Annotated in this window: 14 protein-coding genes; 8 read left to right on the top strand and 6 right to left on the bottom strand. The window is 50.9% G+C overall.

Annotated features, from left to right (window positions below):
* Positions 1-64: 64 nt before the first annotated feature.
* From OGX90_RS21070 to glmS, 6 genes are read right to left on the bottom strand one after another with little or no spacing between them, the layout of a single operon-like run.
* Positions 65-382, bottom strand: a complete 318-nt coding sequence (locus tag OGX90_RS21070) for a DUF4387 domain-containing protein (RefSeq protein ID WP_003831425.1) — start codon at positions 380-382, stop codon at positions 65-67.
* A complete protein-coding gene (locus OGX90_RS21065) occupies positions 379-1749 on the bottom strand; it encodes an acyclic terpene utilization AtuA family protein (protein ID WP_286624643.1) in 1371 nt (456 codons plus the stop codon). The genes OGX90_RS21070 and OGX90_RS21065 overlap by 4 nt, the downstream gene beginning before the upstream one ends.
* A 3-nt stretch (positions 1750-1752) precedes the next feature.
* Positions 1753-2994, bottom strand: a complete 1242-nt coding sequence (locus tag OGX90_RS21060; protein WP_008784155.1) for a methylaspartate ammonia-lyase — start codon at positions 2992-2994, stop codon at positions 1753-1755.
* The gene (locus tag OGX90_RS21055) at positions 2994-4439 is read right to left on the bottom strand and encodes a methylaspartate mutase subunit E (RefSeq protein ID WP_003831428.1); all 1446 of its coding nucleotides are present in this window, start codon (positions 4437-4439) and stop codon (positions 2994-2996) included. The genes OGX90_RS21060 and OGX90_RS21055 overlap by 1 nt, the downstream gene beginning before the upstream one ends.
* An 18-nt stretch (positions 4440-4457) precedes the next feature.
* A complete protein-coding gene (gene glmL / locus OGX90_RS21050; RefSeq protein ID WP_003831429.1) occupies positions 4458-5846 on the bottom strand; it encodes a methylaspartate mutase accessory protein GlmL in 1389 nt (462 codons plus the stop codon).
* Complete coding sequence (gene glmS, locus OGX90_RS21045; RefSeq protein ID WP_191226250.1) at positions 5846-6295, bottom strand: methylaspartate mutase subunit S; 450 nt, start codon at positions 6293-6295, stop codon at positions 5846-5848. The genes glmL and glmS overlap by 1 nt, the downstream gene beginning before the upstream one ends.
* Positions 6296-7512: 1217 nt before the next feature.
* Here glmS and cydA point away from each other — a divergent pair.
* The 8 genes from cydA to tolA all read left to right on the top strand — a co-directional run bounded on the left by cydA (position 7513) and on the right by tolA (position 13779).
* A complete protein-coding gene (gene cydA, locus OGX90_RS21040) occupies positions 7513-9081 on the top strand; it encodes a cytochrome ubiquinol oxidase subunit I (protein ID WP_008784156.1) in 1569 nt (522 codons plus the stop codon).
* A 15-nt stretch (positions 9082-9096) separates the two neighbouring features.
* Positions 9097-10236: a cytochrome d ubiquinol oxidase subunit II gene (gene cydB / locus OGX90_RS21035; protein WP_003831431.1), complete on the top strand. Its 1140-nt coding sequence runs from the start codon at positions 9097-9099 to the stop codon at positions 10234-10236.
* Positions 10237-10250: 14 nt separating this feature from the next.
* On the top strand, positions 10251-10364 hold the full coding sequence (cydX, locus tag OGX90_RS21030) for a cytochrome bd-I oxidase subunit CydX (RefSeq protein ID WP_003022970.1): 114 nt from the start codon (positions 10251-10253) through the stop codon (positions 10362-10364).
* Positions 10364-10657 carry a cyd operon protein YbgE gene (gene ybgE, locus OGX90_RS21025; RefSeq protein WP_003831434.1) on the top strand — a complete coding sequence of 98 codons (294 nt, stop codon included), beginning with the start codon at positions 10364-10366 and terminating at the stop codon, positions 10655-10657. Before cydX ends, ybgE begins: the two co-directional genes overlap by 1 nt.
* Before the next feature lie 275 nt (positions 10658-10932).
* Complete coding sequence (ybgC, locus tag OGX90_RS21020; protein WP_286624640.1) at positions 10933-11337, top strand: tol-pal system-associated acyl-CoA thioesterase; 405 nt, start codon at positions 10933-10935, stop codon at positions 11335-11337.
* Positions 11334-12026, top strand: coding sequence for a Tol-Pal system protein TolQ (gene tolQ / locus OGX90_RS21015; RefSeq protein ID WP_003022976.1), 693 nt, complete (start codon positions 11334-11336; stop codon positions 12024-12026). Before ybgC ends, tolQ begins: the two co-directional genes overlap by 4 nt.
* Before the next feature lie 3 nt (positions 12027-12029).
* Positions 12030-12458 carry a colicin uptake protein TolR gene (gene tolR / locus OGX90_RS21010; protein ID WP_003022978.1) on the top strand — a complete coding sequence of 143 codons (429 nt, stop codon included), beginning with the start codon at positions 12030-12032 and terminating at the stop codon, positions 12456-12458.
* A gap of 64 nt (positions 12459-12522) precedes the next feature.
* The gene (gene tolA, locus OGX90_RS21005) at positions 12523-13779 is read left to right on the top strand and encodes a cell envelope integrity protein TolA (protein WP_008784157.1); all 1257 of its coding nucleotides are present in this window, start codon (positions 12523-12525) and stop codon (positions 13777-13779) included.
* Positions 13780-13818 lie beyond the last annotated feature (39 nt).

Below are 13818 nucleotides of genomic sequence, written 5' to 3'. Positions count from 1 at the left end.
ATAATTCGAAGCACTGTGATACAGCTGAATTCTGTGCTCCAATGGTTGTTATTGTGTTTTTTTGTTACAAGTCGAACTCAATACTTAATAATGGAGCGTGTTGCTGCGCACCATAAACATCATTGTCACCGACATTGCCGGAAATAATATCTCGTGGCATGACGATTTTTACGGCATTCGCTGGATCGAACCAGACGATATTGTGAATAAATTCAGGCTCAACATTATATAAACCGGCAATAAGCTGTGGCGTTAATTGCTCGCAGGCTTTTACCCGCTGATAGTCTTCCCTTGTTTTAAATAAAATATCTAAAACCAGTTCGTACGGTCCGGCGTTTTTGGAACGAATTACTTGCGCCAGTGAACAAATTGAGTGTTTCATGCCTGAACTCCTTCTGGCGTCACCTGTTCAATGTGGAAATCAAAACGCAGCGCATCGCTCGCTTCAATCAGGTGATAGATCGAGAACTCATACACCGGTCCACTCTGAATATCAGATGGCGAGAACGGGAAGGCGAGGTTGCCCGCAGTCGCAATGCGATTTTCATAGCCGTAGTGCAGCAGGGTAGAGCGCACCAGCGAGCAAACACTGTTAGCGATATCCTGTGTTGGCGCAACGACATCCAGTAAAATTCCCAGTTCATGGCCCGCAGTTTTCATCGGCTCATGGTTGCCCATCACACCGTTCTTACCGTACAGGTGGAACGTCATACGGATACTGTCGTCATTCAGTGAGAGGTTACGTGCAACGCTTGCCTGTACCTCTTCAAGAATCGTGTCAATCCCGGCAATCATAATCGGGTCACGTGTTCCGGCGATGGTCAGGCAACGGAAGCCGACCTGGCGTGCACCTTCCAGTTTCAACGCATACGGTGTTTCTTCATGGCGTGAACCGCTGACATACACTTCACCCTCGTTAACCTGGGTGAAAGTGCATGCCTTCAGGTTCAGCACACCGCCTGGCCTTGGCAGGAAGTACGGATCTGACTTCTCGTACAGAGTGTGCGCTGCTGCGGAAGTCTCGGTGAACTTACGCTTGGGATTGAACGCCTTCAGCGTAAAGCCGTTATCGTCAATGATTCCCATCGCACAATCTGAGCCGGAACCAGGGGTGGCGGCAATGGCTGCACACTCAAGGATCTTACCGCAATGAAGCGCCAGACCTTCATCAAAGCCCTGCATAATCGGCAGCGCGGCGAAGCAGGCCGGATCGTAGGCACGTCCGCCCAGGACCACCTGCGCACCGGCTTTCAGCGCACGCTGGAAAGGCTCGACGCCCATCTGCGCGACAATGTAGGTGCTCTCTTCAATGGCCTCGTGAGTCAGTTCAGGCACAAAATCGAGCGCGGTGATTTTGCCGTTATCCAGCGCCTGATGAACGATTTCTTTATCGACATCAGACGGAATCAGCGCCATTGAGAAAGACAGTTTTTCTTCCTGCGCGATCTCATGGATTATCTGGCGACACCACTCCAGATGCGGAGCTGCACCAGAACCACCGGCTGTGCCGATCACGACAGGGATGTTGTTCTTAACGCCTGCCACAATCATATAGCGCAGATCGCGTTTCACACCGGCCCTGTCAGTAAAGGGTTTACCTGCCCCCAGGTAGTGGGGGCCAGGATCGGAGGAACCTGCGTCAACAGCAATAAGATCCGGTGACTCTTCCATGGCTTTACGAAAACTTTCTTCCGGGAAGCCATAACCCAGGATAGCCGTAGGCGATAAGATCTTAAATGTGCGTGCCATCTCTTAATCCTTAGTTTGCAACAGCGCGATGGTGCGGTTCATTTCGTTAAACACGATGTTGAGACCTTCATCGAAACCCATACCCGGTTTGATCAGCATGCGCATTGGACGCGCGGCCAGCGCGACGTGTACGCAGGTACGAGCACTGATTTCCGTTTCGTTACAGGTACCGCCCTGATAGGCTTCCATTCCGTGTTTGTTGCAATACAGCACTGCATCAACGATGTTGTGAATACCGCCCAGGTCCGGGGTTTTAATCTGCACCATGTGGCAGCTGCCCGCGTCGGTGAAGTCCACGATGTCCTGATAGGTGTTACACCATTCATCCGCAACGATTTTCACGCCGGAACCCAGACGAGTCAGCTCCTGAGTGATCTCGGTTAACATGCGGATCTGATCCGGCTTGTTACCGGCATCAACCGGGCCTTCAATGTACAGCGGCAGGCCTTGCGCTTCGGCTTCCAGGCTGGCGATGTATTCGGCGCAACGCACTGGATCCATATCGAAGATCAGACCGATGGTGCCGTAGACATCAATGTGCAGCGTTGGGTGATAGCTTTCGTTGGTGCGCAGGCTCAGGATGCGGTTAGACAACCAGCGGACGTACTCACGCAGTTTTTCACCTTTAAAGCCCAGTTTCTCTTCTACGTTATTGATCAGCGCATGCGGTAGGACATCCACACCTTTGAGGATCATCTTGTCGACGGCGATATAACGGTCGTCGCCGCTCTGACCAAATAACGGAATGGCTTCCGGGACGCATGGCAGCTGCCATTCATCACAAACCACTTCGGCTTTCAGACGACCGGTAGCCAGTGCCGCCGCGTCGAGCAGCGCCTGAGACAGACCATAACGTACGGCGGTATGCAGCAGATGGCCGTCAATACGCAGTTCGTCAAAGAAACGGGCGTTGGTCAGGAACGAATCAACGTCACGACCTTCCAGCAACGGCTTGATGTGGTCGTTGAGGAACGGAATGAAGTTTTCAGCCAGGAACAGCGGGTCACGACCGCCTGCACCTGAATATTGCACCGCTGCGCAATCGCCCACAGCCACCGCGCCGTTTTCCAGAATCAGCTGTACGGAAACACATTCACCCGCCTGACGAACAGACGTAAATCCAGGCGTTACCGGATCGCCGGTATAGATAAACCCGTCATGACCGGCGCCGTTTTTGATGGCCTGCTGATCGTCAAAATAAAATGAGGAGTAGCCAGCTGTGAAAAGGGCCTGTTTAATTTTCATTATGGTCTTCCTATTAATTTACTGTGGGATACGGCGTTGATGTCATCAATGACCATCTGGAAAGAAGGCTTGCGACCTTCGAAATGTGCGCGCTCTGCAACGTAGTCGTGGTGCAGGGCGAGAATATCTTTCGGCAGCGGCACGGCACCGGCTTCAAGAATACGGATTGCGCCTGTGTTATCGCGAACAGGCAGGATCTTACCGGCGTTGCAGGCGGCAGGAGCGAAAGGTACATCCAGCACGCCAGCTTCAAAGGCCAGCACCGTACCGCGTGCAATGTCGCCATTGCCCAGTTCGAAGACTTTCTTCAATACCGCGCGGACTTCGCTCTTAATCAGGTCAACTTCCTGCTCCACGGCAGCGCACTGCGGGAATTTCTGATCGCTGACCATGTTGAGCATCTGGCGTGACGCTTTCAGACCCTGGGCGTTAGCTGCCGCGGTTGGGATACCGAATGCTTCGTGCGGACTTTTGGTAATAACTTTTGTGGCACCAGACATACCGGCAACCGCTGCGCCCCAGGCGATAACGGAGAAGGCTTTTGCTTCATCTTCCGGGAATCCGCCCATCCACTGGTGGAAAACGGTGCTCAGCTCGTAATCGTCGAAGCCATGGTTATGGAAGTATTCGTGGGACAGTTCACGCAGTGCCTGAATAGCAGCGATATCCTGTGTCAGGCTACCGACCTGGCCGTAACCGACGGTAATAGACTTCACGCCCTGCTCCAGCGCCAGCAGACCTTCGATAATCGCGACTGAGTGGGACATGAACGGCGGGATCAGCGTGCCGGTCAGCGGACCAAACGGCTCACGGTTGATGCGAATGCCGTTCTCTTCGTACAGACCCATCAGACGGTCGCAGTACTGCCAGTCACGGATAGATTTTTCCAGGGTGACGCGTTTGGCGTAAGGGATGTTGTAGGAGATACCGCCGCCTTCGTAGCTGGTAAAGCCACTGGCCATGGCGATTTCTGCCAGCAGACGCGCATCCGGTGTACCGTGGCGAACCTGGATCGGTTTATCCAGCGATTCAGTCATACGACGGCAGGCAGCAACCCCGTGATTGACGACCGGTAAACCATTCAGCTTGGAAGTACCTGCTTCGATGGATTTTTGGATCCCGACAGCGGCTTCTTCATAGCGGTTCAGACGGGTATAGGCATCGATAGTACTTGGCAGGAGGTCGCACTCTTCCTGCAATGTTTTGAGCAGCGCAATATGCTCATCCATTAATGCCACACCTGCGCGCGGCTGGCTCAGAGTTTTACCTTCCTGATCGGCCTTCAGCAGGGCGAGGGAGAAACGCTTTTTCTCTGGAATTGATTGCTGGTACTTCACGCCATCTTCGAAGTTCTCAACGTCTTTGCCGGTTTCCCAGGTTTGTAACACCTGATGCCTTTCGGTCATGAATTCGTCGTGGGTCAATTTTTTATTTCGAAGTTCCATTCGTAGCTGCCTTAAGTTTTATAGGGTTAAACACTGAATGCTGGTGCGAGCAGCGGCTTGCGGGTACAGCCTGGCGACGTTTGCCAGTAGAGGGAGCAGGCCATTTGAATCGCGGTAATACTCAAACTGATTCGGTAACAGAATTCTTTTACCCTGGTCGTCCAGCTCCCTGTATTTGAGCCAGTTATGGATATCGAACTGGCTGGCGCGAGAGAGCCATCCCCCTGAACCGACGACTTTGCGTACGGTGGTGAGATCGCGACCCATCTGTAAATCCACATTACCCACGCAGGTGCAAACCTGCTTTTTAGTGCCCGCGTGGCGCTCAGCGGCATAGCCCACGCATAAACCTGCCAGCAGGGTGTCGAAATATTTCTCTTCCTCGCTGAGTGGCAGGTAATCCGGTTGCCCAACCAGGTGGCGTAGATAGCGGTAAAACGCTTCCTCGCGCTGTGGCTGCTGGGCGAAGATGACTTTCACCATATCCTGCGTGCTTTCTCCCACCACAACGGCGGAAACGCGCATTCCAAGGTCGCCTTCAACGGTACGTTTGACGAACGGTTCAGGAACACCATGCAGGACGGTATCGGGGGAGAGGGTATTCGCGCTGGCCGAATAGACATCCGTGGTGGCTCCGCCCATATCAATCAGCATGAATTCCTTCCATGCGCTGTCGTAATCGCTAATGGCTTTGACTAACTCATATACCGTCCATGGCGTCGGCATAGGCTCTTCGCCTGTTTCGCCGACGATAACGTCCAGACCTTTGCCTTTGACGATGCGTGACAAGAACACATCGCAAATCGCCTGGCGCGCGGCAAACGGATTCGGGTGATCGAGGTCCGGCAGAATGTTGTCTACCGTGGTCAGATCCTTATGTCCCAGAATCGTTTGTATTTCGTCCTGAATGTCCCGGTTTCCGGCGTAGATAATGGCGCAATCAAGCTTTGAGCCTGCCAGCGCGTGCGCATTCGCCAGGCCGTAACTTTCTTCGCCACCGTCTGTCCCGCCGGTAAACAACAGAATGTCTGGCGGTGATGATTCCAGCTCCTGGATGTCATGACGGTTCAGCTTGTACGAATAATATTGCGCGATTTTCGCTCCTGCCGAATGGGCGGTAACTTTTGCCGACTCTAGCGTAATGGAAGGCACCAGCCCCATTGCTGCAACGGCGAGCCCACCTTTCGCTGAGGAGGAGTATTTCAACTGCACTTCACCACTTTTCAGTAACGGGCGAGCATCGGCAACATTCAGCACCTGATTCAGGCTGGCAAAAAAACCGTCTGCCAGATGATGTGTGGTGGTTGGGGTCAGGACATGGTTTACCAGGGTTAATTCCTCGCCTTCATGTGCGAAGAGGGCTGCCTTGGTCCATGTCGAGCCGATATCGACAGAAACTGTTTGCATCAGATGGCCTCTTCCAGGCAAGGCTGTTCGAGGCCATTGTGTTGGTGAATATCATTAGTGATAAGCGCGCAAACATCTTCCAGATCGTGGCTGGGGGCGAAGACCCGGTTAAAGCCCATCTCTTTAAACTTCACTTCCACGTCGGCGAAGTCATGTTTACCGACGACCAGGTTGCCGCCGACGTACAGCAGAATGTCGCCAAGGCCGCGTTCGATGCAGCGCTCACGTAGTCCGAGGCAGTCAATGTCGCCATGACCGTAGATAGAGGACACCACGATGGCATCGGCGCCTGTTTCAATCGCAGCATCAATATATTCATCCTGGCTCACCATCACCCCGAGGTTGATTACGTGAAAATCATGAGCAGTAAAAACGCGATCCAGAACTTTATTACCTACTGCATGGCAGTCAGCACCGATGACGCCAATAACAAGTGTAGATTTCTTCATGGGTAATCCTCTGTAGGGCTGATGGTCAATAAGTGAAATTATTTTCTAATATTTAGAACATGGATTGTGACAACCTCTTAATAGGGTTGGAGTTTCTGTGGAAGCGAAAAAGGAAGCAATTGATCTATTTTCAAAATATCCTGAGAAAAATGATTGTTATATTTGCCACCTATAAAATCCCTTCATAATCAATGTGATGGATTATCTTTTCTTAGCTTGGTTTAATTTATTAGAGAATTGGGTAATAAATGACTTGCCATGTTTGTGATCGAAATCTTATTTTGTTATGCGCGCCGTTTATGACGTGTTTTAAATAATTTCAAAAATCCCAATTACTAATTAACTTGTGAACGACATAACGGTTTTTTATTTTTTAATCTTATATGTCACAATTCATTTTTGTTAAATTTAGGATAAAAATGATAAGGAAATGTTTGTGGCATATTTAATCTTTGCCACATAAGAGAAGAGGGGGTGTTAATGATAACTTTCAGTGATGACTTAAGCGAAACGTCAGCGTTCTCTCGCAGAACGACAAACGCAATGCATCGGTCATTGTGGAACGTTTTCGCTTCCAGTTGAGATAGTTACATCTCGGTGTTAATTATAAGTAAAATTTAAATGAATAATTTGTATGAAATAACAAATCCCTGACTTGCTAAACAAAAAACTGTGAGCTACCCAGCATTAGTGATTCTTTATCTTCTATCAATTAAGTCATCCGGGCTGGTTAAAAGATCGTGTACATTTAAATAAATATCCTATCATTTGTAGTAACGGCAATTACTCATTGAAAAACATATTGTTAACATCGCGTTTACTAGTAGCGTGAGTGCTAAACACTATTAACATTAAATTTGAAAATTGATTTAAATCAATGTTTAAAACTTGGAAAACAGCATCAAAAGAGGGTAAATTGCTTCAGATCAAATTGGTCTGAAAGTGGTAAATTAGCTATAAATTGATCACTATCGAAAAATGCAAATTTGTCTCGATAAAAACCTGTTTATTGTAAGGATTTTACGGCGTAATATAATTGCGGGATCAATTTGAGTGTTTTATTAACATGTTTGTAACCTTTCATCATTGTCCTTTCTTCAAATGAGAGGAAAGGGTAGCGGCGGAAGGAAGCAGATAAATTTGTATTGGGGCATGCGTGTGACCCTTTCTAACGGGGTTCACTCTCGGAGTCTTCATGCGATGAGCAAGGAGTCATGATGTTAGATATAGTCGAACTGTCGCGCTTACAGTTTGCCTTGACCGCGATGTACCACTTCCTGTTTGTGCCACTGACGCTCGGTATGGCGTTCTTGTTGGCCATCATGGAAACGGTCTACGTCCTTTCCGGCAAACAGATTTATAAAGATATGACCAAGTTCTGGGGCAAGTTGTTTGGTATCAACTTCGCTCTGGGTGTGGCTACCGGTCTGACCATGGAGTTCCAGTTCGGGACTAACTGGTCTTACTACTCCCACTATGTAGGGGATATTTTCGGTGCGCCGCTGGCGATCGAAGGTTTGATGGCCTTCTTCCTCGAATCCACCTTTGTAGGTCTGTTCTTCTTCGGCTGGGACCGTTTGGGTAAAGTCCAGCATATGTGTGTCACCTGGCTGGTGGCTCTGGGTTCTAACCTGTCCGCGTTGTGGATTCTGGTTGCGAACGGCTGGATGCAGAACCCAATCGCAGCGGATTTCAACTTCGAAACCATGCGTATGGAGATGCTGAGCTTCTCTGAACTGGTGCTCAACCCGGTAGCACAGGTGAAATTTGTTCACACTGTGGCATCTGGTTATGTATGTGGCGCGATGTTCGTTCTGGGTATCAGCTCCTACTATATGCTGCGCGGTCGTGACTTCGCGTTTGCTAAACGTTCTTTTGCTATCGCTGCCAGCTTTGGTATGGCTGCTATTCTGTCTGTTATCGTTCTGGGTGATGAATCTGGTTACGAAATGGGCGACGTGCAGAAAACCAAACTCGCTGCGATTGAAGCAGAATGGGAAACTCAGCCTGCACCGGCTTCCTTCACGCTGTTCGGTATTCCGGACCAGGATGCGCAGGAAAACCATTTTGCGATTCAGATTCCTTATGCGCTGGGCATCATTGCCACCCGCTCTGTTGATACACCGGTCATTGGTCTGAAAGACCTGATGGTGCAACACGAAGAGCGTATCCGTAACGGGATGAAAGCGTATCAGCTGCTGGAAGAACTGCGTGCTGGTACTACCGACCAGGCCGTTCGCGACCAGTTCAACAGCATGAAGAAAGACCTGGGTTATGGTCTGCTGTTGAAACGCTATACGGACAAAGTTACCGACGCGACCGAAGCGCAAATTCAGCAGGCAACGAAAGATTCTATTCCTCGCGTTGCGCCGCTGTACTTCGCTTTCCGTATCATGGTGGCATGCGGCATTCTGATGCTGGCAATTATCGCGGTGTCCTTCTGGACTGTGCTTCGTAACCGTATCGGTGAGAAAAAATGGCTGCTGCGCACCGCGCTGTATGCGATTCCTCTGCCGTGGATTGCTATTGAATCCGGTTGGTTTGTTGCAGAGTACGGTCGTCAACCGTGGGCGATTGGTGAAGTGTTACCAACAGCCGTAGCGAACTCTTCGCTGACTGCTGGCGACCTCATCTTCTCGATGCTGTTGATTTGCGGCCTGTATACCCTGTTCCTGGTGGCTGAACTGTATCTGATGTTCAAGTTCGCACGCCTTGGGCCGAGTAGCCTGAAAACCGGTCGTTATCACTACGAGCAGTCCACTGTGACTTCTCAGCCGGCACGCTAAGACAGGAGTCGTCAAATGATCGATTATGAAGTATTGCGTTTTATCTGGTGGCTGCTGGTTGGCATTCTGCTGATTGGTTTTGCGGTCACTGATGGCTTCGACATGGGGGTGGGCATGCTCACCCGTTTCCTCGGTCGTAATGATACCGAGCGTCGAATTATGATTAACTCCATTGCCCCGCACTGGGACGGTAACCAGGTTTGGCTCATCACCGCGGGTGGCGCACTGTTCGCTGCCTGGCCGATGGTCTATGCCGCTGCGTTCTCCGGTTTCTATGTGGCGATGATTCTGGTTCTGGCGTCCTTGTTCTTCCGTCCGGTCGGTTTTGACTACCGCTCTAAGATTGAAGATATGCGCTGGCGCAACATGTGGGACTGGGGCATCTTCATTGGTAGCTTCGTGCCACCGCTGGTGATTGGCGTGGCGTTCGGTAACCTGCTGCAAGGGGTTCCGTTCCACGTAGATGACTACATGCGTTTGTACTACACCGGTAACTTCTTCCAGTTGCTGAATCCGTTTGGTCTGCTGGCAGGTGTCGTGAGCGTTGGGATGATCATCACCCAGGGTGCGACCTATCTGCAGATGCGTACGGTAGGTGAACTGCATCTGCGTGCTCGTGCAACTTCACAGGTTGCGGCGCTGGTGACTCTGGTCTGCTTCGCGCTGGCCGGTGTGTGGGTGATTTATGGTATTGACGGTTATGTTGTGACTTCAGCACTGGATCATCATGCTGCCTCTAACCCGCTGACCAAAGAAGTGGCTCGTGTGGCTGGCGCATGGATGGTGAACTTTAACAATGCACCTATCCTGTGGCTGGTTCCTGCACTGGGCGTGGTTCTGCCGCTGTTGACCATCCTGACTTCTCGTATGGAGAAAGGGGCGTGGGCGTTCGTCTTCTCCTCACTGACGTTAGCCTGCATCATCCTGACTGCCGGTATCGCAATGTTCCCGTTTGTGATGCCATCCAGCACCATGATGAACGCAAGTTTGACCATGTGGGATGCCACCTCCAGCCAGCGTACATTGAATCTGATGACCTGGGTCGCGGCGGTGTTTGTACCGATCATTCTGCTGTACACCAGCTGGTGTTACTGGAAGATGTTCGGTCGCATCACTAAAGAAGATATTGAAAGCAACACCCACTCTCTGTACTAAGTAAGGAGCTTAAAATGTGGTATTTCGCATGGATTTTGGGAACGCTTCTTGCCTGTGCATTTGGGATAATCACAGCGCTGGCGCTTGAGCACGTTGAATCAGGCAAAGCCGGGCAAGAAGATAGCTAATGACCAACATTATCGCGATGGTATACAACGCGATGGACAAGCGCCCCTTGCGGGCGCTTTCATTTGTGCTGGCAATCGTGTTGGCTGGCTGCATATTCTGGGATCCGTCTCGTTTCGCGGCCAAAACCAGTGAGCTTGAAATCTGGCATGGTTTCCTGCTGATGTGGGCGGTTTGCGCAGGCATTATTCACGGCGTTGGCTTCCGTCCTCGCGCCGTACATTGGCAGGGCATCTTCTGCCCGCTGATCGCGGATATTGTCCTCGTTGTTGGTCTGATTTTCTTCTTCTTTTGAATAAGAAACATCCTTAAATATTTATGGGCTTGCATAAGCCCATAATTTTTTACTCTCCGTTTACTTTCCCCCATTCCAAAGCACCATTCCCGCGCGTATAGTAGCGAAGTTTGAAAGCACTAACCTTTTGTTGCATTACCGGGATGTACAGTGAAGACAGCGCGATATACAACGACATTCTTGATGCATCGCGGCGGCAAGAGCGCGAATCACCAGACGCTTACAAAGGTAAGTAACTGGTGTGAGTGGGCGAAGCCAACAAAGAGGCAGTAGGAATGAATAAGTATATGTTTCGATGGCCGGTTCGTGTCTATTATGAAGATACCGATGCCGGTGGGGTGGTTTACCACGCCAGTTACGTCGCTTTTTATGAAAGAGCACGCACAGAAATGCTTCGTCATCATCACTTCAGTCAGCAGGTCCTGTTGGCCGAACGTGTCGGCTTTGTGGTGCGCAAGATGACCCTCGAGTATTTTGCGCCTGCCCGGCTCGACGATATGCTCGAAGTTCAAACCGAAATTACGTCAATGCGTGGCACCTCATTGGTTTTCACGCAACGCATTGTCAACGCAGAGAACACCGTGCTGAATGAAGCCGAAGTTCTGATTGTTTGCGTTGATCCACTCAAAATGAAGCCTCGTGCGCTTCCCAAGTCTATTGTCGCGGAGTTTAAGCAGTGACTGACATGAATATCCTTGATTTGTTCCTGAAGGCAAGCCTTCTGGTTAAACTTATCATGTTGATTTTGATTGGTTTCTCAATCGCATCCTGGGCCATCATCATCCAACGGACCCGTATTCTTAATGCTGCTTCACGTGAAGCCGAAGCATTTGAAGACAAGTTCTGGTCCGGCATTGAATTGTCGCGCCTGTACCAGGAAAGCCAGGGGCGTCGTGATAATTTGGCGGGCTCGGAACAAATTTTCTATAGCGGATTCAAAGAATTTGCGCGTTTGCATCGGGCAAATAGCCACGCGCCGGAAGCGGTCGTAGAGGGGGCTTCCCGTGCGATGCGTATCTCGATGAACCGTGAACTGGAAACGCTGGAAACGCATATTCCATTCCTCGGCACCGTTGGCTCCATCAGCCCGTATATCGGTCTGTTCGGTACCGTTTGGGGGATCATGCACGCATTTATCGCGCTAGGCGCGGTAAAACAGGCGACGCTGCAAATGGTCGCACCGGGTATCGCAGAAGCGTTGATTGCAACGGCTATCGGTCTGTTTGCGGCAATTCCAGCGGTTATGGCCTACAACCGTCTGAACCAGCGCGTGAACAAACTGGAACTGAATTACGACAACTTTATGGAAGAGTTCACCGCGATTCTGCACCGCCAGGCGTTTACCGTTAGCGAGAGCAACAAGGGGTAAGCCATGGCCAGAACGCGTGGACGAGGTCGTCGCGAACTCAAGTCCGAAATCAATATTGTACCGCTGCTCGACGTACTGCTGGTGCTGTTGCTGATCTTTATGGCAACCGCACCGATCATTACGCAGAGTGTGGAAGTCGACCTGCCGGATGCGACCGAATCGCAAGCCGTCAGCAGTAACGACGAACCCCCGGTCATTATTGAAGTTTCCGGTATTGGGCAATACAGCGTGGTGGTTGAGAAAGATCGTATGGATCAACTACCACCGGAGCAGGTTATTGCGGAAGCGAAAAGCCGCCTGCAGACCAATCCGAAAACGGTCTTTTTAATCGGTGGTGCGAAAGACGTGCCTTATGATGAAATAATTAAAGCGCTGAACTTGTTACACAGTGCAGGCGTAAAATCGGTTGGCTTGATGACGCAGCCAATCTGATGACTGTGTTTTGCTGGCTTGAAAAATAGCACGTAACAGGCGAACAGTTTTTTGGGAACCGAGAGTGTCAAAGGCAACCGAACAAAACGACAAGCTCAAAAGGGCGATAATTATTTCAGCGGTGCTGCATGTCATTTTATTTGCAGCGCTGATCTGGAGTTCGTTCGATGAGCACATTGATGCTTCAGCCGGCGGCGGTGGCGGTTCGTCCATCGACGCCGTTATGGTCGATCCTGGCGCCGTTGTGCAACAGTACGACAGGCAGCAGCAACAGCAGGCAAGTGCGAAACGTGCTGAAGAGCAGCGTGAAAAGCAGGCGCAGCAGCAAGCTGAAGAACTTCGCGAGAAGCAGGCAGCTGAGCAAGAGCGACTGAAGCAGCTGGAAAAAGAACGTTTAGCCGCGCAGGAAAAAGTGCGCGAACAGGCGGAACAGCAGAAGCAAGCTGAAGCCGCCGCAGCGAAAGCGCAAGAGCAACAGAAACAGGCTGAAGAGGCTGCGGCGAAGGCTGCTGCAGACGCGAAGGCTAAAGCTGATGCTCAGGCGAAGCAAGCGGCAGATGCCGCGAAGAAAGCCGCTGCGGACGCACAGAAAAAAGCTGAGGCTGAAGCCGCTAAAGCCGCCGCTGATGCGAAGAAAGCTGCAGAAGCACAAGCTGCTAAGGCAGCTGCGGACGCTGCGAAGAAAGCACAGGCTGAGGCCGCTAAGCAAGCTGCAGCCGAGAAAGCTGCTGCTGAGAAAGCAGAAAAAGCCGCTGCCGCGAAAGCTGCCGCTGCTGAAAAAGCGGCGGCTGATAAGAAAGCCGCTGCAGAAAAAGCAGCAGCAGACAAAAAAGCTGCAGCTGAGAAAGCCGCTGCCGATAAGAAAGCTGCGGCAGATAAAGCAGCTGCTGCTAAAAAGGCTGCGGCCGAAAAAGCCGCTGCAGCCTCTGGCGTTGACGACTTGTTGGGTGACCTGAGCTCCGGTAAGAATGCACCGAAATCGGGCGGTGGAGCGAAAGGAAACGGCCAACCGGCGAAAGATAGTGGTACAAGTGGTGCCAATGGCGGTGCATCTGGCGCTGATATCAGTGCTTACGCATCTCAAATTCGCAATGCGATCCAGAGCCGTCTGTATGGTGCAGATTTGTATGCAGGTAAATCTTGCGTATTACATATCAAGTTAGCACCCGATGGTCTGTTACTGGATGTGACCGAAGAGGGCGGGGATCCGGCATTGTGTCAGGCTGCGCTGACGGCTGCGAAAACCGCAAGAATTCCTAAACCGCCTAGCCAGGCAGTTTATGAAAAAGTAAAAGATGCCAAACTGGACTTCAAACTGTAATAACGCCCCCTGAGAAATCAGGGGAAACGGTCTAAGGTT

Source organism: Citrobacter sp. Cpo012, assembly GCF_030333015.1.
Classification (GTDB): Bacteria; Pseudomonadota; Gammaproteobacteria; order Enterobacterales; family Enterobacteriaceae; genus Citrobacter; species Citrobacter portucalensis.
This window is presented reverse-complemented; position numbering and strand designations above follow the sequence as displayed.